Raw genomic sequence first — 21,780 nt, forward strand, 5'->3', positions numbered from 1 at the left:
ATCTCAGGGTCCATGTCATCCTCCGGACCGATGTGCTGGTCAGCGCCGTAGGGCACAGTTCTCATCATGATTGAACTGAGGGGATTGACCAAGGTTTACGGACCGACGAAAGCGGTGGACGATTTGTCGTTCACGGTCAAGCCGGGCATCGTGACGGGCTTTCTGGGCCCGAACGGTGCGGGTAAGTCGACGACGATGCGGATGATTCTGGGTTTGGATCAGCCGACGTCGGGTGCGGCGTTGATCGACGGCAAGCCGTACCGGGAGTTGAAGACGCCGTTGCGGACGGTGGGCGCGTTGTTGGATGCGAAGTGGGTGCATCCCAATCGCAGTGCGCGGGCGCATCTGCAGTGGATGGCCGCTTCGAACGGGATCCCGAAGTCCCGCGTCGACGAGGTGCTCGGGTTGGTCGGATTGTCCGAGGTGGCGGGCAAGAAGGCCGGCGGGTTCTCGCTCGGTATGTCGCAGCGTCTCGGGTTGGCGGGTGCGTTGTTGGGTGATCCGAAGGTGTTGTTGTTCGACGAGCCGGTCAACGGTCTCGATCCGGAGGGCATCGTCTGGATTCGTAAGTTCATGCAGCGGTTGGCGGCCGAGGGCCGCACGGTGCTGGTGTCGAGTCACCTTCTCTCGGAGATGGCATTGACGGCGGAGCAGTTGGTGGTGATCGGTCGGGGACGGTTGATTTCGGATTCGACGGTCGCGGAGTTCGTGGATCGCTCGTCGGAGTCGACGGTGCGCGTGCGCAGCCCACAATTGGACGCTCTCCATGCCGCATTGACTGCCCACGGACTGACTGTCCGCGAGGAGCATTCAGGATCGGAGCCGGTGTTGGTGGTGGTGGATTCGACCACTGATGTGATCGGGGGTCTGGCTGGTTCGCAGGGAATCGTGTTGCACGAGTTGGCGTCTGTGCAGGGGTCGCTCGAGGACGCGTTCATGAAGTTGACCGGAGACGATGTCCAGTACCACGCATCCGGTATCGATCCGGGTGCCGGAGCCCACCACACAAACACACAGCACGCTATGGGAGGTGCACTGTAATGGCTGTTCTCAGTGCAGAACGTATCAAGATCACCACGACCAAGTCGCCGCTGTGGTGCACGATCACAATCATCGTCCTAGGGTTGGGCGTCGCCTGGATGATCGGGCGTTCGTCGAGTTCGAGCATCCAGGCGTACAACGACGAAGCCGCATCAGGAACTCCTGATTTCGAGAAGTTCCTCCCCACGTTCAATGAAGCGGGACTGGGAGTTTCCGGCTTCGGCGTCATGGTCCTGATGATCATGGCGGCCCTCGCGATTACCAGCGAATACCGCTTCGGCATCATCCGCACCACCTTCCAGGCCATCCCGAGCCGGGCTTCGGTCCTGATCGCCAAAGCCTGCCTGATCGGCGCCTTCGGCGCGGCGCTGTCCTTCGTTCTCATGCTCGGCGCGGTATTCATCACCAAAGCTGCTGCAGGCTCTGAAGGTTCCACCAATCTGGCACTCGACAACGCCGATGCCTGGCGCGCCGTCTACGGCGTACCGATCTTCGCCTTCCTCTGCGTTGTCCTTGCCATCGCCGTCGGAGCACTCCTGCGGCAATCTGCCGGTGCTATTGCATTGCTCCTGCTCTGGCCGCTGCTCATCGAGAGCCTGTTCGGCATGTTCGGATCCTTCGGTAGGAACGTCACACCGTTCCTCCCGTTCGCCAACGCCGACCACTTCCTCTCTTCGGGTTCGAGCACCAATTTCCATTGGGGCCCTTGGGGAAGCCTGTTCTACTTCGCAGCATTTGTGCTGGTGGTTTTCGGAATCAGCATCGCCGTCGTCAACAAGCGCGACGCCTGACCTAACACCAAGACTGGCCGTACCGGAGATGTTCCGGTGCGGCCAGTTTCTTGTTGCCACAACCGCGGTTCACAGAACTTAGGATAGGCTCACTTCTATCTGATTCGGCAACGAACTGAGGCAACGGACAGCGATGCAGACTCTGACAACCCAGACTATTTCCACTCCGGGCACCGAAATGCGTGTGTGGCGCACGCCGGCGCTCGATCGGAAATGCGTGGTCTTCCTGCATGGCGCCGGAGTTGATCATCGAATGTTCGACAACCAGGTCGCGGAACTCGCGGGCGCCTATTCCCTGGTGCTGCCCGACCTACGCGGTCAAGGGCTGTCGATTCTCGAGGAAGGCCACCGCGCCACTCTCGACACTGTGATCGACGACGTGAAGGTCATGCTCGACTCGCTCGGAATCGATCGCGCAAGCATCGTCGGACACTCGTTCGGCGGAAACATCGCGCAGGAGTTCACCCATCGTCATGCGGATCGAGTAGACAAGCTCGTCATGATCGGCAGCCCTGGCCAGCACCGGGAAATGAGTGGAGCCGCTGCCTCGGCGATCAAAATCGGCACGCATTTGTATCGACGGATTCCGTGGGGTCCCTTTGCCTTTTACAGTGGCCGGTGGTCGAGTCGAAATCCCGCAACTCGCAGATACGTTGCAGACTGCATGCTGGCCGCCGGACGGCAGACCTGGCTGGATCTGGGAACAAGCGGGTTCGCGTCACTCTGCCCGGTGGATACGGCACCCCGAAAGGAGACCCTCCTGATGCGGGGAGAGGTCGACATGCCGCGCCAACTCGATCGAATCTACGACGCCCTGAGCGATCAACTACCGGACCTGATTCGCCGGGTGGTGATCACCGGCGTCGGACATCAATGCACACAGGACAATCCGGAAGAGGTCAACCGCGCGCTGGTCGAGTTCTTGGCAGACTGACCTCACGTGTCAGCGTTCCAGGTGCGCGGCAAGCTCTTTCATCCAATCGAGGAATGCCGGCGGGCCGTCGAACTGGACGCCGTCGACAGCAGCCACTTCCGGTGCAATGTCATCGCCCTTGACCACCAACGCTTCTCCACCCGAGGCAAGGACAGCAGCAAAGGCAGGTAGGTCACCACGGTCGTCGCCCGCGTACGCGACGACGTCGACGCCTGCGGTGGCGATCGCGCGAAGAAGGCCTGTCCCCTTGTCCTCCTCAACGGGTGGACGCAATTCTTCGACCAACTTGCCGGGCTCACGCCGCAACCCGGTCCGGCTCGCGATTTCTGTCGTCGCTGCTTCCACCAGGCGCTGCGCGACCGCTCGATCCGCGGCCCGACGCCAATGCACAGCCACCGCAAGGCCTTTGCTCTCGACGTGGATGCCAGGAACTGACTGAGAGTCGAACAGGCGACGCAGTTCGGCTTCTGCTTCGGCGACGGCATCACTGAACGCAGCGACGGCCGGAAGCACTTCGATTCCGTTCTCCGTCCAGGTCTCGACGCCGTAGGAACCCATGAGAACAACCGAATCCAGACTCAGTCGTTCTCGCAAGAACGACGCCGGCCGTCCCGAGAGCAAGCCCACCACGCCGAAGTGCCTCGACAAAGTCGCGAGCACCTCCTCGGCACCGGGCAGGAGCGCACTGGCCGACGGATCGTCGACGATAGGTGCAAGCACACCGTCGAAATCCATCACCAGTCCACAGCGAGCTGGATCGGACGTGAGTCGGAGGATGACGTCCGAAGCGGTTCGCATGGTTCGAGTGTGCCAAATCGATCGCACCCGCAATACCAACACCGGATCAGAATGTAATCTCTGCCACTTCGTCCAGGTTGTCCGGAAAGCGCAGGGTGAGCCGTGTCCACTCCCCTCCGGCGCCGCTTCTCTCCGATACAGTTCTCACGACGCTTACCAACTGGGGGGTAATGATGAGCGAATTGACTGTCGTCACTGACGACATCCGAAGGTACGGCTCGACGTCGGCCGAAGCTGCAGGACACATCGCGCAGGCCGCCGCCGTCGATCTGGGCGCCAACATCGCGGCAGTCGCACCAGCCGTCGGTCCTGTCGGCATCGAGTTTCTCGCGGCATTCGCGCGCGCCCAGGCAACTCACACCAAAGATGTTGCAGCACTGGCGACCTTCTACGCCGGCAACGCAGCAACGGCGAGTGCAGCCGCTCAGGCCTACGACACCACAGATCTTTCAACCGCGTCAGATCTGGCCGGCATCGCTGGATCGACGGACGTGACCGCGTGAACAGCGATCGCGTGAACAGCGATCGCATCGAGACCGATCGCATGAACACCGAAGACGACTCGACGACGGTCCTCGAATTCCTTCAAGGTGGTGCTCCGGCCCCGGCATTGCCGAACAACACGGTCGAATCGATGCTCGCCGGCATACCGGTTCCGGCATTACCCGGAATCGAAGATCTGTTCGCGCCGTTGATCGAACTCGGGAAGAGCCTCGGCACCGGCACTTTTGCCGGCATCGATCCCGTCGGCATCTTCAACCAGGCGTCCACTCTCATCGACCAAGCCATGGGACTGTCCCAAAGCGCGGTCGCCGAGGTGGGCCAGACCTGGAACAGCACCGGCAGCGAAGCCGCGACCGAACTGTCGCGATCCGCCCAGAACAGCGGCGCAGAATTGAGCGAACGCGGAACCGCGATATCGAAAACCGCTGCTGCCGCCGCGGAATCGGTGCAGCGAGGCAACGCGAATCTCGCGGCGATCGCGCAGTCCTTCGCGACCACGGTTGCAGCTGCTGCACCGATCGCGTGGACACCACCAGGACAGGCGATGCTGATTGCCTCCGCAGCCGAACACATGCAGGCAGCCGTCGCGGCGGTGACACAGACTCGCGGGGAAATGCTCGGGCACACCGCTGCCATGAACGCCCTTGCCGGGTCGATCCCCGTGCCGACTCCACCGATCGGTGAGGCTCTCGCCAACCTTGCCACTCCGGAGGCGCTCGCCGACGCCGCCCGTCAGATCGCCCAACCTCTGGCGGCATCAGCCGTGTCGGCATCGCCGCTGTCTGGATCGCCGCTGTCTGGATCGACCGATGCCGGCGACGCACCGTTCTCCACCCACTCAGGCGCCGACGCCGTTCGGACCTCGGCAGCGCAGGCAGGCGCCGGACTTCCGACCGGCGTCGACAAGCTGTGGGGCGCAGGCAATTCGTCGACGTCACTCGCAGCCGGCGGGTCGCCGTCGCCCAGTGCGACAGCGAGCTCCGGCGGAGCATGGGTGGGTGGAAGCGGCACTACCGGTGGAACGATGAGAGGTGCAGCGGGAGTTGCTGCAGTTCAACCGGTTCCGGTAGCAACGCCCGGCCTGGGTGCACCATCTTCGGCGGTCGGCAGTAGCGGCATATCGCCGGGCGGCATGATGGGCGGCGGTCCTCGCGGAACGCGGGACGACGAGTCGTCACGCACGACTCCGGGGTATCTCGTCAGCGCCGGTGACGAAAACTCGATGGTCGACGATCTACCGATGGTGTCACCGCCCGTGCTCGGTGCCGAGAATCCCGATCAGTACCTGTTCCGAGATCTCTGATCGGGACTCCCCGGCCGGGGCGGCATTACAACCTCAAACGAAGCCCAACTCCCGTACCGCCGCACGCTCCTGCTCCAATTCGCTGACGGACAGGTCAATCCGTTCGCGTGAGAAGTCGTCGATCGCGAGATCCGGAACGATAGCGAATTCACCATCGGCACAGGTCACCGGGAAGGACGAGATCAATCCTTCGGGCACCCCGTAGGAACCGTCCGAACAGACGGCCATGGATACCCAGTCGTCTTCGGCCGTTCCGATCACCCAGTCACGGACGTGGTCGATCGACGCGCTGGCCGCACTTGCCGCAGAGGACGATCCACGCGCAGCAATGATGGCGGTGCCTCGTACCTGCACAGTCGGGATGAAATCGTTCTCCACCCAGTCTCGGTCGTTGATCACCGCGAGCGCAGGCTCACCCGCGACGGTCGCGTGGGACAGGTCCGGGTACTGCGTCGCCGAATGGTTTCCCCAGACGGACACCTTGCGCACCGACGACGCACGAACGCCGGTCTTCTTCACCACCTGCGCAATCGCTCGGTTGTGGTCGAGGCGCGTCAGCGCACTGAACCGAGTATCGGGTACATCCGGCGCGTTGTTCATCGCGATGAGAGCGTTGGTGTTGGCCGGGTTTCCGACGACCAGCACCTTGACGTCCGAGGCTGCGTTGTTGTTGATCGCCTTCCCATGCGCTGTGAAAATAGCGCCGTTCGCGCTCAGCAAGTCGGCGCGCTCCATCCCCTTGCTCCGCGGACGTGCACCGACCAGCATCCCGACGTTCGCGCCGGAGAAGGCGACATCGGGATCGTCGGTGATGTCGATGGAGCTCAGCAAGGGAAATGCGCCGTCTTCGAGCTCCATCGCGACGCCTTCGGCAGCGGACACGGCGGCGGGAATCTCGAGCAGTCGAAGTTTGATCGGTACGTCAGCGCCGAGCATCTCCCCCGCAGCTATGCGGAAAAGCATGCCGTAGGCGATCTGACCCGACGCTCCGGTCACCGTGACGGTTACGGGCGCAATACTCATTGCCGACTCCTCACCTGCCGTTTTCACGACTGTCCGTTCTACAACGCTGTAAGAACGGTTTCCACGCTAGTCGAGTAATCCGGCCACTTCGTGGTCTGTCAGTGTGGTTCTCGGCACTCGTCCCTCCGCCGTCACGAGTTCGACGGCGCGGTAGAGCGGACGCTCGGCCAGTCCGGCGCCGCGGGCTTCGGCACGCAACTGTTCGATCAGCACCGAGGACAACGCGGCAGCCGGTACCAACTCACTGGCCGCCAGGGCGTCGGCGAGCTTGCGGAGTGCAAGGATCTCCAACTCGCGCCCGCCCCCTGCCGTGTAGAGCGCCAGCGGTATTCGCACGGTGGACCGACCGTCACCGAGTGTCAGGCTGACCTCGCTGATCCGGCCGGATCGCACCGTCAACGCCGCCGTGAGCACCTCGGCCACGTCGACGTCGTTGGTGCGAAAACCAGCTTGTGCTCGAATCCTGTTGCCATACAAGGTGATATGTCGGCGCAGCGTCATCAGAATCGCCAGTGACGTCGGAACCGCGATGACGGCACCGACGATCACTCCGACCGTCACCGTCGAGAACACACTGACGATCAACCCGACGACCACACCGAAGACCACCACAACAACGGCGAACTTCTTCAGCCGCGGCGCGATCAACGCCACGGGAACCAGATCGAGCGAAACCGGTTCAGCCTCAGTGCTCAACGAGATCCCCGAGCTTGTCGACAACTTGGTCGAGCGGCACCGTCTCCTGCTCACCCGTCGCCAATTGTTTGACAACGACAACGCCCTCTTCGAGCTCGCGCTCGCCGAGAACCAAGGCGACTGCGGCACCCGAGCGATCGGCCGCTTTCATCGAGCCCTTGACGCCACGATTTCCGTACGCCAGGTCGACGCGAATCCCATTGGCACGCAACTGGTGTGCGATCTTCACCAGTGCCGCCTTCGCCTCGGCTCCCATCGGTACACAGAAGACGTCGACACGTGCCGGCGGCGCAACCGACTTACCCTCGGCCTCGAGCGCGAGAACCGTGCGGTCGACGCCGATTCCGAACCCGATCCCCGAGAGCGGCTGTCCGCCCAGCTGTTCCATCAGTCCGTCGTAACGACCACCACCACCGATTCCGGACTGCGCGCCCAGTCCGTCGTGCACGAATTCGAAGGTCGTCTTGGTGTAGTAGTCGAGGCCGCGGACCATGCGCGGGTTGACGACGTAGGGAACTCCCAAGGCGTCGAGGTGCGCTAGTACCTCGTCGAAGTGCGCCTTGCAGCTCTCCGAGAGGTGATCGAGCATGAGCGGTGCGCCGGCCGTCATCTCACGTACATCTGGGCGCTTGTCGTCGAGCACCCGAAGCGGGTTGATCTCGGCGCGTCGACGCGTGTCTTCGTCGAGCGGGAGTGCAAAGAGAAACTCCTGCAGCAGTTCGCGGTACTGCGGTCGGCAGGTGTCATCGCCGAGAGAGGTGATTTCGAGGCGGAAGCCGTCGAGCCCCAACGACCGGAATCCGGCGTCGGCGATCGCGATGACCTCAGCGTCGAGCGCGGGGTCGTCGATCCCGATGGCCTCGACGCCGACCTGCTGCAACTGGCGGTAGCGGCCGGCCTGCGGGCGCTCGTAGCGGAAGAACGGGCCCGCGTAGCTGACCTTGACCGGCAACTGTCCACGGTCGAGGCTGTGCTCGATGACGGCACGCATGACGCCGGCGGTTCCCTCGGGACGCAACGTCACCGAACGGTCACCGCGATCGGCGAACGTGTACATCTCTTTGCTGACGACGTCGGTCGACTCACCGACACCGCGCGCGAACAGGCCGGTGTCCTCGAAGATCGGCAATTCGATGTGGCCATACCCGGCCAACCTGGCGGCGCGCGTCAAACCGTCACGAACGGCGACGAATTCGGCTGACTGCGGCGGAACGTAGTCCGGAATTCCCTTGGGTGCAGAGAAGGTGCTGGCTTTACTCACGAGAGGTACTTTTCCTTATTCTTGTGCGCTGAGTCCAACGAGAAACGGGTTCGAGCTTCGCTCGGCGCCGATCGAACTGTTGCCACCGTGCCCGGGCAGGACCACGGTCTCGTCACCGAGTACCAGTAGCTTCCGGGCGATCGAAGCGAGCAACTGCTCGTGATTTCCGCCTGGCAGGTCGCTGCGCCCGATGGAACCCTGGAACAGGGTGTCACCTGTGAACGCCAAGTCCACGGGCCCGCTCTCGGTGTTCGCCTGGGTGCGGAACACCACCGATCCCTGCGTGTGCCCGGGCGTGTGGTCCACCACGAACGTCATTCCGGCCTCGGTGATCTTGTCTCCGTCGCTCAGTTCGATCACCTCGTCCGGCTCCACGAACGTCATGCCCTGAATGAATTCCTTCATCGTCGGGCCGATCCCCCGTGCCGGATCGCTGAGCATGTAGCGATCCTCGGGATGGATGTAGGCGGGCACGGAGTACCGCTCACAGACCTCGCGGGCCGACCACACATGATCGAGGTGACCGTGGGTCAGAAGTACTGCATTGACCGACATGTCCTTGGAGTCGAGATATTCGAAGAGCGGCTCGGCTGCATCCTGACCCGGATCGACGACTACGCATTCGCACGCGTCGTCCTGAGCGAGTATGTAGCAGTTGGTTTGGAACATCCCGGCCGGAAAACCAGTGACGAGCACGGGGGCAACTCCTCTTCGAAGGGTGGAAACGAACAACACGCTGTCGGTTACAGCCTAAGCTGCTGCCCCGCCAGTAAGTTCTCAGGTTGCAATGGGAGACTCTGACGACGAGTAGAGCCGCTTGCCGAAGCCGACCCCAGGGTGTCGCTCGGTGGGCCGACCACGATCCACCCGCGATACGGAGGACTACAGCAGTGCCGAGTAACGAGCAACGCCGCGAGGCGGCGAAACGCAAGCTCGAGCGTCAGCTCGAACGTCGCGCAGAACGTGCCCGCAAGCGCAAGCAGATGACGATAGCCGGAACTGCGCTCGGCGTGGTCGTCGTAGTCGGCGTCGTCGGTGGACTCATCTGGTTCAGCAATCGCAGTGACGACGACGCGAACACCACCAACACTGCTGCCGACGATTCGAGCCTCACGCCACAGACTGCGGGTGCAATGCCGGCCGGTCTGTCGACGCCGCTGGCCGACACGGTTTCCTGCTCGTACCCGGCTGACGGCGCTACCGCGTCCAAGGCCAACAACCCTCCGCGTACCGACGGGATTCCCACCACCGCGCCGGACGCGACGCCGAGCATCAGCGTCGAGACCTCGCAGGGAAACATCGGGCTCAAGCTCGACGGAACGAAGTCTCCGTGCACGGTCAACAGCTTCGTGAGCTTGGCGCAGCAGGATTACTTCAACGACACCACCTGCCACCGCATGACGACGAGCCCCTCGCTCCAGGTTCTGCAGTGCGGTGACCCGTCGGGCACCGGCACCGGCGGACCGGGCTACGGATTCGACAACGAGTTCCCCACCACGGCGTACGCCACCACCGACCCGGCAGCGCAAGAGCCCGTCACCTACGCGCGCGGCACGGTTGCGATGGCCAACACCGGGGCACCCGGTAGCAACGGCAGCCAGTTCTTCCTCGTCTACGGCGACTCACAACTCCCGCCGCAGTACACGGTTTTCGGCACGATCGACGAGACCGGTCTCGCCACTTTGGACAAGGTCGCGGCCGGCGGATCGACACCAGAGGGCGACGGCAAGCCGAATCTGACCACCGACATCAAGACAGTAAGGCTCGACTGATGCGACGTAATCCTGTGATGCGCTTTCCTGTAGTTATTGCCGCCGCAAGCGCCGCAGCGCTGCTTCTGGCTGGTTGTTCCAGTGATTCCGGTAGCTCGGACTCGCCGTCCAGTACCTCCAAGGCGAAGACGACAACGGCTGCCATGCCGCCGCTCGACATGTCACAGTTCGACGCACTCCCGCCTGTCCCGACTCCGGCGTCGGCGACTGTCGACTGCTCGTACCCGAGCGCGGCGGGCGCTGCAAAGACCGTCAATCCGCCGAACTCCACGGGCGTGTCCACCGAGGGAACCGTCAACGTCGCGCTCACGACTACGGCCGGCCCGATCGGGATGGAACTGAACCGGGCAGAAGCCCCATGCACGGTCAACAGCATCGTGAGCTTGACCGAGCAGAAGTATTTCGACGACACCCCGTGCCATCGACTGGTCACCACACCCGGTCTTCAGATCCTGCAGTGCGGCGATCCCTCGGGCAAGGGCACGGGCGGACCGGGCTACGGATTCGACAACGAGTACCCGACCACTGCGTACTCCGCTAACGATCCGGCGCTCTCCTTGCCTGCCGTCTACCCCCGCGGCACGCTCGCAATGGCCAACTCGGGTGCACCGGGCAGCAACGGCAGCCAGTTCTTCCTCGTCTACGAGGATTCGGTCTTGCCGCCCAACTACACGGTCTTCGGAAAGATCGACGACGCCGGCCTGGCGACGATCGAGAAGATCGCAGCCGACGGCGACGACGGAGGCATGGGTGCAACCGGTGGCGGCGCACCCAACACCCCGATCACCATCGAGACTGCAGTAGTCGCCTGACCGACTGTGCGCCTTTATTAACCGCCCGCGGTTAATAAAGGCGCACAGCAGTTTACGAAGCAGAGGTCACGCGGTAGACGTCGTAGACGCCTTCCACATTGCGAACCACGTTGAGCACATGACCCAAGTGCTTCGGGTCGCCCATCTCGAAGGTGAACTTGCTGATCGCCACTCGGTCACCTGAGGTGGTGACCGAGGCCGACAGGATGTTCACTTTCTCGTCGGCCAACGCCTTGGTGACGTCGGAAAGCAACCGATGACGATCGAGCGCCTCGATCTGGATCGCGACCAGGAACACCGACGTCGCTGAGGGTGCCCATTCGACGTCGATGATTCGCTCGGACTGATCGTGGAGCGAGTTGGCGTTGGTGCAGTCGGTACGGTGCACGCTCACCGCCCCACCGCGCGTGACGAAGCCCAGAATCGAATCGCCCGGAACCGGCGTGCAACACTTTGCGAGTTTTGCCACCGTGCCGGGTGCTCCGGGAACCAGAATTCCGGAGTCACCCGTACTGCGGGTGCGCACCGGCATGGTCGACGGCGTCGAACGCTCGGCCAGTTCCTCCTCGACGGCGCCGACGCCGCCCAGATGAGCAACCAGTCGCTGCACGACGTGGTGCGCAGACACCTGGCTCTCGCCTACCGCCGTGTACAACGCCGAGACGTCGGGATAGCGAAGTTCATGCGCGATCGTGCTCATCGATTCGGCATTCATCAACCGCTGCAACGGAAGTCCCACACGGCGGACTTCCTTCGCGATCTGATCCTTGCCGGACTCGAGCGCCTCTTCGCGGCGTTCCTTCGCGAACCACTGACGGATCTTCGCCTTGGCACGCGGCGAGACGACAAACGTCTGCCAATCTCGGCTCGGTCCGGCGGTGGCAGCCTTCGACGTGAAGACCTCCACCACTTCGCCGTTTTCGAGAGTTCGTTCCAGCGCGACCAACCGGCCGTTGACCCTGGCACCGATGCATCGGTGCCCGACCTCGGTGTGCACCGCATACGCGAAATCGACGGGAGTCGATCCGGCAGGCAACGTGATCACGTCACCCTTTGGCGTGAAGACGAAGATCTCCTTGACCGCGAGGTCGTAACGCAACGATTCGAGGAACTCCCCCGGATCGGCCGCTTCACGTTGCCAGTCGAGTAGCTGACGCATCCACGCCATGTCGTCGACCTCGGCGATGTCGCCCGCGTGCTTACCCTTGGTCTCCTTGTACCGCCAGTGCGCGGCGATACCGAACTCCGCGGTCCGGTGCATGTCCTGGGTCCGGATCTGGACCTCCAGGGGCTTGCCTTCCGGTCCCACGACGGTGGTGTGCAGTGACTGGTAGACGCCGTAGCGCGGCTGTGCGATGTAGTCCTTGAAGCGTCCGGCCATCGGCTGCCACAGTGAGTGGACAACGCCGACCGCGGCATAACAGTCACGCACTTCTTCACACAGGATGCGGACGCCGACCAGATCGTGGATGTCGTCGAAATCGCGGCCCTTGACGATCATCTTCTGATAGATCGACCAGTAATGCTTGGGCCGGCCTTCGACGATGGCGTTGATCCGCGAGGCGGACAGAGTCGAGTTGATCTCGGCGCGAACCTTGGCCAGATAGGTGTCACGAGAAGGCGCGCGATCGGCGACCAGTCGAACGATCTCGTCATACTTCTTCGGGTGCAAGATGGCGAACGAGAGGTCCTCGAGTTCCCACTTGACGGTCGCCATTCCAAGTCGATGTGCAAGTGGCGCAATGACTTCGAGAGTCTCTCGCGCCTTACGTGCCTGCTTCTCGGGCGGCAGGAATCGCATCGTGCGCATGTTGTGCAGACGATCCGCGACCTTGATCACGAGCACGCGCGGGTCCCGCGCCATCGCGATGATCATCTTGCGGATGGTTTCGCCCTCGGCGGCGGTGCCCAGAACGACCTTGTCGAGTTTGGTGACTCCGTCGACGAGGTGAGCGACCTCGTCACCGAAGTCCTTGGTCAACTCTTCGAGTGAGTACCCGGTGTCCTCGACGGTGTCGTGCAGCAGGGCTGCGACGAGGGTGGTGGTGTCCATACCCAACTCGGCCAGAATGCTTGCGACGGCCAACGGATGCGTGATGTACGGATCGCCGGACTTGCGACGCTGGCTCGAATGTCTGTCCTCGGCGACGTCGTACGCACGCTGGAGCAGCGCGAGGTCGGCCTTCGGATACAGCTCACGGTGGAGGCTGACCAACGGCTCGAGCACCGGGCGGATGGTGGCGTTGCGCTGACCGGTGATGCGCCGAGCAAGCCGAGCGCGCACCCTACGGGAGGCGGAAGCGGGCACGGCCAGGTTCTGCCCACCCCGATTGCCGGCAGTTTGCGCAGATCCCGAATCGTCGGGCACCGCGGACTTCGATGGTGTCGTCTCCGGAGCCGGATCTGCACCCGTCTCCTGCGACACTGCACCCGAGTTCTGTGATCGATCAAGATTCGACGTCATGTCGCCACCTCCTACCACCGAGTTGGTTGAGGCAACCGCCCTGCATCGGGTAATTGCCCTGGAGGTCTAACTCGACCCCCAGGAGACAACTTTAATACTCAGACCTTCACCAGGGATGTCAGTGGGTACTTCAAGAAGCGATCTCGACCGCGCAGTTCCTCGATCTCGAGCACCACTGCGACGCCGACGACGTTCGCTCCACCCAACTCAACCAACTGTACAGCCGCCTCGAGTGTCCCTCCGGTAGCCAGAACGTCGTCGATCACCAGAACATTCCGCCCGGTGAGATCGAAGCCGTTTGCGGGGATCTCGAGAGTCGAGGATCCGTACTCGAGGCTGTACGAACGAGAGAGTACCGGCGGCGGCAGTTTGCCGACCTTCCGCACGGCCACCACCCCGGCACCCATCTTCGCGGCCGCACCGGCACCGAGCAGGAAACCGCGAGCATCGACGGCGGCAATCGTGTCGGCGTCCGGAGCACAGGCGACAAGGGCGTCGAGCACGGCCCCGAACCCCTCGGCGTCGGCGAACACCGGAGTCAGATCGGCGAACCGAACCCCGGGCCCGGGAAAGTTGTCCGCCCAACGGGTCAGCCGAACAACGGCGTCTCCGGCAGCCCGGTGGATTGCGATCAATTCTTCAGGCGTGTGCAAGGCAACACCATTCGAGACGCTCATCTGCGTAATACCCATCTGTCCATGTTCCAGCCGGTAGCGGCCCGAGTCGGATTGACCAACACTGCCGACATGCCTGGAGCTACAGCGACAGTTCGTAGTTGATTGAACAGTGGAATCGTAGGCACCTGGGTCCACAGGATGTTCTCCGCCTCCACCGAGAGTCCCAATTGCGCACTGGTGCTCGCATCCACGTTCAACTGATCGATGATCTGATCGATCCGTGCATTTCCGTACGTACCGAGGTTTGCGCCGTTGCCCGATCGCAACGCTCCGCGCGCGTCGATCATGCTCGCTGTTCCGCCTGCCCCGACTTTGCCTGCCATGCCGGAAAGCACAGCGTCGACTCCCCCGGACTGCAGACTCGCAGGATCGAAGCTGTCGGTACTCGCGTCCTCGATCGTAATTCCCGCCGGAGCACACGCGGCTTTCGCTTCAGAGACGATCTGCGCCCGCACCGGGTCAGGTGCGAGGTACCCGACCCGGACGGTCAACTGGTCGAGATCGGCTTCCGACAACGACGTCTTCGCGGCATCGACGTCGGCATTGGCGTACCGGTCACCGTCGACCGCAGCGGCGTCGCTGTACACGAGTGAATCCGGCGCCATCAGTCGCGAATCGACCACGCCGGAACCCAGACCAGCCTGCGGCGCGTTATCCGTCTGCCCGAACTTCTCGAACAGAGTTGTCCGCGGAACACAATGCGCGAACGCTCGACGGGCGGCTTCGTCGCCCAGCGAACCAGACGTCGCGAGAACGAACTGCTCGATCGACCGCGACGGAATCTGTTGGACGTCGAACCCGGACGGAGTACCGAGCTCGCCGGCGGACCCGGAAGCGACGTCGACGACCTCGATCGAGTTCTTGTCGAGATCCTCGGTCAGATTCACACCACGTGGCCAGACGACGATGCGATCGGTCGCCGGCTTGTTGCCCCACCACCGCTCGTTCGCGACCAGCACCAGGCCGTCGTCGGCGCTGTACGAGTCGATTCGATACGGACCAGCGGAAGGCAGTACGGAGGTGTCCACCTGACCTGGAGTCAGGTTCCACCCGGTGTTCCAGAAGTCGGCGATCTTCGACAACGCGTCGGTGTCACCGGCATTCACCGCGCTCACCACGTCGCCGACTCCGGCGCGCTGCGTCACGATGTGTGAAGGCATCAATGCAGTCGCACCGAACAACGACCGCCAATCGGTGAACGATCGCCCGGGCTTGAAGAAGACAGTCGCGTCCTTCGACCCGCTCTGGCAGTCGATCCGGTCGATGTCCGCGTAACCGAGATTGTTCGCCGTGTCGAACATGGGCTTCGCAGCACCATCGACGTCTTTGGTGAACTTGCCACTCGACGCCGCCCAGGTGAGGACCAGATCGTCACAGGACATCGGAATCCCGTCGGAGTACACCGACGCCGGATTGAGCTTGTACGAGACCGTGAGCACGTCACCGGGCAACTCCGACGCCGTTCCGATGTCGGTGTCCGACACAGGAGCTCCGGCCGGGCCGGTGAACGTGAAGCCGGGAAGCACCCGGCCGAACGCGGCCATCGCCCCGGACACCGATCCAGCTGTCGTGTTGGCGTTGTACGTGGAGATGGAGTTGTCGATGGCATATCCGATGGACGGAACCTGCTCGGCGCTTTCCGAGCAGGCCGCCAACGAACCGGCAGCCACAGCGGTGGCCGCAACGAACGTCATCGATCGAACCAGTGTGCGTGTTCTTGGGAGCATGTTCAGTGCCCCTTCTTGTTTCGCTTTCCGGTCGGCCGCACACCCGGCTGCGGAGCAACCGGCGCACGGCGTGCAACTGGTGCGCCGACGGCAACCGTCTGCGTACCCTTCTCGGCCAGAGTAGCCCGGCGCGAGAGCACCTTACGAGTGTGCGCGGCAACGGGTCCCCAGCGTTCCTTCATCGACACCAGGAGCGGCGTCGCGAAGAAGATCGAGGAGTACGCACCCACGATGATGCCGACGAGCTGAACCAGCGCAAGGTCCTTGAGCGTGCCGACGCCGAGCATCCAGACCGCGACAACCATCAGAGCGATCACCGGGAGCACACTGATGACGGTCGTGTTGATCGATCGCATCAAGGTCTGATTCACCGCGAGGTTGGCCTGCTCGCCGTACGTCCGGCGCGTCAGATGCAGAACACCGCGTGTGTTCTCTTCGACCTTGTCGAACACCACCACTGTGTCGTACAGCGAGAAGCCGAGAATGGTGAGCAAACCGATCACCGTCGCGGGCGTCACCTCGAAACCGACGAGCGAGTAGACGCCGGCAGTGACGATGATGTCGAAGAACAACGCGACAATCGCGGCTACCGCCATGTCCCGCTCGAAGCGGATGGCGATGTAGATACTCACGATCACCAGGAACACAATCAGCGCGATCAGCGCCTTCTTGGTGATCTGGCCGCCCCAGGTTTCACTCACGTCCGCAAAACTGATGGCCTGCGCCGACGGGTTCCCGTTCTTGTCCTTGGGCTGGAACTCGTCGAAGAGCGCCGACTGCAGATCGTTGATCTGCGTCGCGTTCAACGTCTCCGACCGAATCTGTACGGTGGCGCTGGCACCCGAGCCGACCGTCTGCACGCTGACCGGCTCGAACCCGAGTGTGTCGGAGTAGACGGTTTCCACCTCCGACGTCTCGACTCCACCCTCGGCCGGGAACTGAATGCGCGATCCGCCCTCGAAATCGATACCGAAGGTGAAGCCGCGCAGGATGATGCTGAGCAGCGCAATGGCGACCAGAGCGCCGGTCAGTCCGTAGTAGAAACGACGCCTGCCGACGACCTCGAACGCACCCGTTCCCGTGTACAGCCGCGAGAGCCAACTGTGCTTGGGCATCGCGCCCTGATCGACGCCGGAGTCGGTGATCTCCGACCGGGCTGCGGCATCGGCGGACTCGGCCGAGGAACTGTTGTTGGACCCCACCGGGGAGTTGTTGGACTCGCTCATGCTCGTGTCTCCTTAGCCGACGCAGCGGCGGCAACCTTACGTTCGCGGGCAACCTCTTGCACTGCGCCGAGACCGTTTACGCTGGGCTTGGACCAGAACGCCGAACGGGACGCCATGCTGACCAGTGGCCACGTCACGAGGAACACGACAATCACGTCGAGAATGGTGGTCAGACCCAAGGTGAAGGCGAAGCCTCGCACCTGTCCGACCGCCAGCACGTACAGAACTGCAGCCGCGATGAAGCTCACCGCGTTGCCGGACAGAATTGTTCGGCGCGCTCGCGCCCAACCGCGTGGCACCGCGGAGCGGAAGCTACGGCCCTCACGCATTTCGTCCTTGATGCGTTCGAAGAACACGACGAACGAGTCGGCGGTCATACCGATACCGATGATCAGACCAGCCATGCCGGCCAAGTCGAGTGTGAAGCCGATGTATCTACCGAGCAGAACCATGATCGCGTAGACCATGACTCCGGAGAGGATCAGCGACAACGCCGTCAGGACGCCGAGCATCCGGTAGTAGACGAGGCAGTACAGCAGAACGAGAACGAGACCGACCGCGCCGGCAATCAATGCCGCCTGAAGTGAGGCCAGGCCGAGCGTTGCCGAGACCGTCTCGGCCTCGGAGGCTGCGAACGAGAGCGGAAGCGAACCGTACTTCAGAGTGTTGGCAAGTTCTTTGGCGCTCTCCGCAGTGAAACTGCCCGTGATCGAGGTCGCGCTACCCGCAGGCGTTGCACCTTGAATCGTGGGGGCGCTGACGACCTTCGAGTCGAGCGTGAACGCTGCCTGCTTGCCGATGTTGGCTGAGGTGAACTCGGCCCAGGTGTTGCTGCCGGTCGTCTTGAACGAGAGGCTGATCTCGTGGCGCGACTGCTGCGAGTTGAAGACCGAAGACGCGTCGGCAATCTCCTGGCCGTCGATGATCGAAGGACCGAGAAGATAGATGTTCAGTCCGTCTTGCGAGCACGCAACCAGCGGAAGAGTCGGGTCGTCGTTTCCACGGAGCGGATCCGCGACGGAGCAGTCGAGGTTCGCCACTGCTTGCTGCTGCACCGTCGGATCGCTGCTCTGTCGGAGGGCGCGCGCTGCGGCGATTTCCGCTGCTGCTGCGTCGCCTTCGTCGGTGCCGTCACTCGATGCGTCCACGGGGGGAGCCGGTGTTGTCGTCTCCGGCGCAGGGGTTGCCTCCGGAGTGGTCGGGTCCTGAGCCAGGAACGGGCGGTTCTGCGGCGTCTGGGTCCCGTCGGCCGGCGCCTCGGGAGCCGGAGCATCAGTGGCCGGAGTTTCAGCCGCTGGCACCTCTGGGGTAGCTGTCCGGTTCGCGTCACGGGTGGCGACGTCGATCGAACCCGTCACCGGGCGGATGTACAGACGGGCGGTCTGGCCGAGCGAGCGAGCCTGCGCACTGTCGTCGCCGGGAACGGTGATGACGAGGTTGTCACCGTCGACGACGACCTCGGAGCCGGAAACGCCGAGACCGTTGACGCGGGTCTCGATGATTTCCTGAGCCTGCTTGAGACTGTCCTGACTGGGAGCGCTGCCGTCCGGGGTACGAGCGGTCAACGTGACGCGCGTTCCACCCTGCAGGTCGATGCCGAGTTTCGGCGTGGCCGACTTGTCTCCAGTGAAGAACACCAGGGCATACAGTGCCACCACCAGGACCCCGAAAAGGGCCAGGTAGCGGACCGGATGCACCGTTCCGGTGGAAGGTGCCACGATCTTTAAGTCTCCTCAGTAGGTGCAGAGCTTCAGTAAATGCAGGGCTCGGGCGGTCGACGACCACCCGAGCTGCGGCGTTCGAACTGCAACGATTGATCAACGGGATGAACTGAGCTGCTGGTGAAAGAACTACTCCGATGAAAGAACTACTACAGACCAACCGATCTGGACGTGTGTCCGAGTTCACAACTCTAGAACACGTGCCAGGTCGACGAAGTCAGGACTCCTTGGTGAGCCGGATTTCGGTGTCAGCAGCTGATTCTTCGATCTCGGAAACCGAGTCGTCGTCGTACTCGTCGGTTTCGGTCGTCTCGACAACGCGCTCACGGATGACCAGACGCGACCAGGTGGTGATGACACCGTCGGCGATCTCGAGGTCCACGGTGTCGTCGTCCAGAGAAGCAATCGTGGCATAGAGCCCGGCCGTGGTCTGCACTCGATCGCCGACCTGCAGCGAGTCCTGCATCTCGGAAGTGGCAGCCAAAGCCTTCTTCTGCTTGCGCATGCCCAGGAACATGGGCACCAGCAGTGCGAGGATCAAGAGTGGGAAAAGCAAACTCGACATGTGTTGATCAACCTCGGTTGTGTTGCACGTTTTACGCCGCGATGGTCCCGGATGGACCTACGCAATACACCAGTGTGCCATTAGTTGCTGAGGATTCCTGACAGATCGGCCGTTCAAGTAGGCCTTTCCAGTCGAAATTCACTCTCCGTTCGGATCGAACAACGTGGCCTGCGGTTCGTTGACACGAACCTCGATACCGCCCGCTGCGGCATCCGGCGGCGGTGTCATTCCGAGTTGAGTCCAGGCAGCGGCGGTAGCCACGCGTCCTCGCGGCGTCCGGGCGATCATCCCGGCCCGAACCAGGAACGGCTCGCACACTTCTTCCACCGTCGACGGTTCCTCGCCGACGGCCACCGCAAGCGTCGACACGCCGACTGGCCCGCCGCCGAACGACCGCACCAACGCACTCAGTACGGATCGGTCGAGACGGTCCAAGCCCAACTGGTCCACGTCGTAAACAGCCAAGGCCGCCTGAGCGACGTCCATCGTGACGATTCCGTCGGCGCGAACCTCGGCGAAGTCACGAACCCGGCGCAGCAATCGGTTCGCGATACGCGGCGTCCCTCGCGAGCGTCGTGCGATTTCGGCGCCGGCGTCAACTTCGAGATTGACACCCAGAATTCCGGCCGAACGCATCAGAATCTGTTGCAGCTCTTCGGGTTCGTAGAAATCCATGTGAGCGGTGAACCCGAAGCGGTCGCGCAACGGACCGGTCAACGCACCTGACCGTGTAGTCGCACCGACCAGCGTGAACGGTGCAACCTCCAGAGGAATCGACGTGGCACCCGGCCCCTTACCGACGACGACGTCGACACGGAAGTCTTCCATCGCCAGGTACAACATCTCCTCGGCCGGACGAGCGATTCGGTGAATCTCGTCGATGAACAGCACGTCACCTTCGACGAGGTTGCTCAGCATCGCGGCCAGGTCTCCGGCGCGTTCGAGCGCCGGTCCGGACGTCAACCGCAGAGAAGAGCCCAACTCCCCCGCGATGATCATCGCCATCGACGTCTTGCCGAGTCCGGGGGGACCGGACATCAGGATGTGATCAGGTGTGCTGCCGCGAAGTTTTGCTCCGGTGAGCACGAGCTGCAGTTGTTCGCGAACACGGGGTTGCCCGATGAAGTCGTCGAGACTCTTGGGACGCAAACTCGCTTCGACATCGCCGTCTCCCGCCACCAATTCGGCAGAGACCTGCGACTCGTCGTCGAAATCGTCGATCGGGTCGAAGTTCATCGAGTCTTACCGAGCAGCGACAGAGCAGAACGCAGCGCTACCGACGTAGTGGCCTCGGGCGATTCCGCCAGGACCGAATCCGTGGCCTGCTCGGCCTGCTTGATCGGGAAGCCCAGACCTTCGAGAGCCTCGACGATCTGATCACGGATCGAACTGCCGACGGCGACACCGGAAGCCGCGCCGGCCGTCGTCGCGACGGCGTCGACCTTGTCGCGCAGTTCGACGACCATGCGCTCAGCGCCGCGTTTTCCGATACCGGGGACCCTCGTCAACGCCGTCAGGTTGCCTTCCGAGAGCGCCCGCCGCAATGCATCCGGTTCGAGAACTGCAAGAGTTGCCATCGCCAGGCGCGGTCCGACTCCGGAAACCGTCTGCAGGAGGCTGAACAGGTCCTTCGACTCGGTATCGGAAAAACCGTAGAGCGTCATCGAGTCTTCGCGAACGATCATCGTCGTGAACAGTCGCGCTTCGCTTCCCCGATGCAGTGCACCGAGAGTCACCGGGGTGGCGTTGACCCGATAGCCGACACCTGACGCTTCGATGACCGCGTGGTCGAGCGCAATATCGAGTACCTCGCCGCGTACCGACGCGATCATCGTGAACCTGCCTTCTTCATCTCGGCCAATTTTGCCTGATACTTACGCATTTGTTCAGCGGCCATCGCCTCGGCGCGGGCCATTCGCTCGATCATCGGTGCTCGCCAGCAGTGACAGATCGCGAGCGCCAGAGCGTCAGCGGCGTCAGCCGGTTTCGGCGCCGTCTTCAAGTTCAGGATTCGCGTCACCATCGCGGTGACCTGCGCCTTGTCGGCGTTACCGCTGCCGGTAACGGCGGCCTTCACCTCGCTGGGCGTGTGGAAACACACCGGGATACCGCGTCTGGCGGCAGCGAGCGCGACAACTCCGCCTGCTTGCGCCGTGCCCATCGCGGTGCTGACGTTGTGCTGCGCGAACACACGCTCGATCGCGACGACCTCCGGCTTGTACTGCTCGATCCACAGTTCCGCCGCATCGGAGATCCGCAGTAGCCGAGACCCGAGGTCCATCTCGGGCGGGGTCCGCACCACGTCGACGGCAATGGGGCGCACTTTCCTGCCGTTGCTCCCGTCGACCACACCCAACCCGCAGCGAGTCAAGCCTGGGTCCACTCCGAGCACGCGCACTTTGTCACACCTCTCCATACCGAACAGCTGTTCGATAGCTTAGCGGTGCGCGGGCCTACTACCCCGC

At 62.9% G+C, this 21,780-nt stretch carries 21 protein-coding genes; 7 read left to right on the plus strand and 14 right to left on the minus strand.

Annotated elements, in window-relative coordinates:
- The first annotated feature begins 66 nt into the window (after positions 1-66).
- From H351_RS18235 to H351_RS18245, 3 genes are all read left to right on the plus strand, one after another.
- Positions 67-1,041, plus strand: coding sequence for an ABC transporter ATP-binding protein (locus H351_RS18235; protein WP_021332944.1), 975 nt, complete (start codon positions 67-69; stop codon positions 1,039-1,041).
- On the plus strand, positions 1,041-1,832 hold the full coding sequence (locus tag H351_RS18240; RefSeq protein ID WP_029255296.1) for an ABC-2 transporter permease: 792 nt from the start codon (positions 1,041-1,043) through the stop codon (positions 1,830-1,832). The genes H351_RS18235 and H351_RS18240 overlap by 1 nt, the downstream gene beginning before the upstream one ends.
- A gap of 133 nt (positions 1,833-1,965) precedes the next feature.
- Complete coding sequence (locus H351_RS18245; RefSeq protein WP_029255295.1) at positions 1,966-2,766, plus strand: alpha/beta fold hydrolase; 801 nt, start codon at positions 1,966-1,968, stop codon at positions 2,764-2,766.
- Between the two features lie 9 nt (positions 2,767-2,775).
- Here the strand turns inward: H351_RS18245 and otsB are convergent, their stop codons facing one another.
- On the minus strand, positions 2,776-3,564 hold the full coding sequence (gene otsB, locus H351_RS18250) for a trehalose-phosphatase (protein ID WP_019748315.1): 789 nt from the start codon (positions 3,562-3,564) through the stop codon (positions 2,776-2,778).
- 173 nt (positions 3,565-3,737) lie between these two features.
- Here otsB and H351_RS18255 point away from each other — a divergent pair, with 173 nt between their 5' ends.
- The gene (locus H351_RS18255) at positions 3,738-4,067 is read left to right on the plus strand and encodes a type VII secretion target (protein WP_029255293.1); all 330 of its coding nucleotides are present in this window, start codon (positions 3,738-3,740) and stop codon (positions 4,065-4,067) included.
- A complete protein-coding gene (locus H351_RS18260) occupies positions 4,064-5,371 on the plus strand; it encodes a hypothetical protein (protein WP_244891370.1) in 1,308 nt (435 codons plus the stop codon). Before H351_RS18255 ends, H351_RS18260 begins: the two co-directional genes overlap by 4 nt.
- A 33-nt stretch (positions 5,372-5,404) precedes the next feature.
- On the opposite strand, the gene H351_RS18265 is transcribed toward H351_RS18260, so the two are convergent.
- The 4 genes from H351_RS18265 to H351_RS18280 all read right to left on the minus strand — a co-directional run bounded on the left by H351_RS18265 (position 5,405) and on the right by H351_RS18280 (position 9,047).
- Entirely contained in the window at positions 5,405-6,394 is a 990-nt protein-coding gene (locus H351_RS18265) for a malate dehydrogenase (protein ID WP_019748312.1), read from the minus strand.
- A 66-nt stretch (positions 6,395-6,460) separates the two neighbouring features.
- Positions 6,461-7,090 carry a hypothetical protein gene (locus H351_RS18270; protein WP_020969537.1) on the minus strand — a complete coding sequence of 210 codons (630 nt, stop codon included), beginning with the start codon at positions 7,088-7,090 and terminating at the stop codon, positions 6,461-6,463.
- A complete protein-coding gene (hisS, locus tag H351_RS18275; protein ID WP_019748310.1) occupies positions 7,080-8,351 on the minus strand; it encodes a histidine--tRNA ligase in 1,272 nt (423 codons plus the stop codon). The genes H351_RS18270 and hisS overlap by 11 nt, the downstream gene beginning before the upstream one ends.
- Before the next feature lie 15 nt (positions 8,352-8,366).
- The gene (locus tag H351_RS18280) at positions 8,367-9,047 is read right to left on the minus strand and encodes an MBL fold metallo-hydrolase (RefSeq protein WP_021344166.1); all 681 of its coding nucleotides are present in this window, start codon (positions 9,045-9,047) and stop codon (positions 8,367-8,369) included.
- Positions 9,048-9,241: 194 nt separating this feature from the next.
- Here H351_RS18280 and H351_RS18285 point away from each other — a divergent pair, with 194 nt between their 5' ends.
- Positions 9,242-10,123 (plus strand): peptidylprolyl isomerase, encoded by an 882-nt coding sequence (locus tag H351_RS18285; protein WP_029255291.1) that lies wholly within the window; start codon positions 9,242-9,244, stop codon positions 10,121-10,123.
- Positions 10,123-10,935, plus strand: coding sequence for a peptidylprolyl isomerase (locus tag H351_RS18290; protein WP_019748307.1), 813 nt, complete (start codon positions 10,123-10,125; stop codon positions 10,933-10,935). The genes H351_RS18285 and H351_RS18290 overlap by 1 nt, the downstream gene beginning before the upstream one ends.
- Positions 10,936-10,987: 52 nt before the next feature.
- Here the strand turns inward: H351_RS18290 and H351_RS18295 are convergent, their stop codons facing one another.
- From H351_RS18295 to ruvC, 9 genes are all read right to left on the minus strand, one after another.
- On the minus strand, positions 10,988-13,399 hold the full coding sequence (locus tag H351_RS18295; RefSeq protein WP_029255290.1) for a RelA/SpoT family protein: 2,412 nt from the start codon (positions 13,397-13,399) through the stop codon (positions 10,988-10,990).
- 98 nt (positions 13,400-13,497) lie between these two features.
- Positions 13,498-14,076, minus strand: coding sequence for an adenine phosphoribosyltransferase (locus H351_RS18300; protein WP_019748305.1), 579 nt, complete (start codon positions 14,074-14,076; stop codon positions 13,498-13,500).
- Complete coding sequence (locus H351_RS18305) at positions 14,073-15,803, minus strand: ABC transporter substrate-binding protein (protein ID WP_019748304.1); 1,731 nt, start codon at positions 15,801-15,803, stop codon at positions 14,073-14,075. Before H351_RS18305 ends, H351_RS18300 begins: the two co-directional genes overlap by 4 nt.
- Before the next feature lie 2 nt (positions 15,804-15,805).
- Positions 15,806-17,029 (minus strand): protein translocase subunit SecF, encoded by a 1,224-nt coding sequence (gene secF, locus H351_RS18310; protein ID WP_020907642.1) that lies wholly within the window; start codon positions 17,027-17,029, stop codon positions 15,806-15,808.
- A complete protein-coding gene (secD, locus tag H351_RS18315) occupies positions 17,026-18,747 on the minus strand; it encodes a protein translocase subunit SecD (RefSeq protein WP_029255288.1) in 1,722 nt (573 codons plus the stop codon). Before secD ends, secF begins: the two co-directional genes overlap by 4 nt.
- 220 nt (positions 18,748-18,967) lie before the next feature.
- Positions 18,968-19,315 (minus strand): preprotein translocase subunit YajC, encoded by a 348-nt coding sequence (gene yajC / locus H351_RS18320; protein ID WP_019748301.1) that lies wholly within the window; start codon positions 19,313-19,315, stop codon positions 18,968-18,970.
- Between the two features lie 138 nt (positions 19,316-19,453).
- A complete protein-coding gene (gene ruvB, locus H351_RS18325; protein WP_019748300.1) occupies positions 19,454-20,551 on the minus strand; it encodes a Holliday junction branch migration DNA helicase RuvB in 1,098 nt (365 codons plus the stop codon).
- The gene (gene ruvA, locus H351_RS18330) at positions 20,548-21,147 is read right to left on the minus strand and encodes a Holliday junction branch migration protein RuvA (protein WP_029255287.1); all 600 of its coding nucleotides are present in this window, start codon (positions 21,145-21,147) and stop codon (positions 20,548-20,550) included. Before ruvA ends, ruvB begins: the two co-directional genes overlap by 4 nt.
- Entirely contained in the window at positions 21,144-21,713 is a 570-nt protein-coding gene (gene ruvC / locus H351_RS18335) for a crossover junction endodeoxyribonuclease RuvC (RefSeq protein ID WP_020907638.1), read from the minus strand. The genes ruvA and ruvC overlap by 4 nt, the downstream gene beginning before the upstream one ends.
- Between the last annotated feature and the right edge of the window lie 67 nt (positions 21,714-21,780).

Origin of the sequence: Rhodococcus erythropolis R138 (assembly GCF_000696675.2) — a bacterium.
In the GTDB taxonomy this organism is placed as follows: Bacteria; Actinomycetota; Actinomycetes; order Mycobacteriales; family Mycobacteriaceae; genus Rhodococcus_F; species Rhodococcus_F erythropolis.

What these genes read in the sequence shown, in the direction of transcription:
- H351_RS18235 (WP_021332944.1), top strand. Translation starts at nt 67, where the DNA reads ATGATTGAACTGAGGGGATTGACCAAGGTTTACGGACCGACGAAAGCG.
- H351_RS18240 (WP_029255296.1), top strand. Translation starts at nt 1,041, where the DNA reads ATGGCTGTTCTCAGTGCAGAACGTATCAAGATCACCACGACCAAGTCG.
- H351_RS18245 (WP_029255295.1), top strand. Translation starts at nt 1,966, where the DNA reads ATGCAGACTCTGACAACCCAGACTATTTCCACTCCGGGCACCGAAATG.
- otsB (WP_019748315.1), bottom strand. Translation starts at nt 3,564, where the DNA reads ATGCGAACCGCTTCGGACGTCATCCTCCGACTCACGTCCGATCCAGCT.
- H351_RS18255 (WP_029255293.1), top strand. Translation starts at nt 3,738, where the DNA reads ATGAGCGAATTGACTGTCGTCACTGACGACATCCGAAGGTACGGCTCG.
- H351_RS18265 (WP_019748312.1), bottom strand. Translation starts at nt 6,394, where the DNA reads ATGAGTATTGCGCCCGTAACCGTCACGGTGACCGGAGCGTCGGGTCAG.
- H351_RS18290 (WP_019748307.1), top strand. Translation starts at nt 10,123, where the DNA reads ATGCGACGTAATCCTGTGATGCGCTTTCCTGTAGTTATTGCCGCCGCA.
- H351_RS18295 (WP_029255290.1), bottom strand. Translation starts at nt 13,399, where the DNA reads ATGACGTCGAATCTTGATCGATCACAGAACTCGGGTGCAGTGTCGCAG.
- H351_RS18300 (WP_019748305.1), bottom strand. Translation starts at nt 14,076, where the DNA reads ATGAGCGTCTCGAATGGTGTTGCCTTGCACACGCCTGAAGAATTGATC.
- H351_RS18305 (WP_019748304.1), bottom strand. Translation starts at nt 15,803, where the DNA reads ATGCTCCCAAGAACACGCACACTGGTTCGATCGATGACGTTCGTTGCG.
- secF (WP_020907642.1), bottom strand. Translation starts at nt 17,029, where the DNA reads ATGAGCGAGTCCAACAACTCCCCGGTGGGGTCCAACAACAGTTCCTCG.
- yajC (WP_019748301.1), bottom strand. Translation starts at nt 19,315, where the DNA reads ATGTCGAGTTTGCTTTTCCCACTCTTGATCCTCGCACTGCTGGTGCCC.
- ruvB (WP_019748300.1), bottom strand. Translation starts at nt 20,551, where the DNA reads ATGAACTTCGACCCGATCGACGATTTCGACGACGAGTCGCAGGTCTCT.
- ruvA (WP_029255287.1), bottom strand. Translation starts at nt 21,147, where the DNA reads ATGATCGCGTCGGTACGCGGCGAGGTACTCGATATTGCGCTCGACCAC.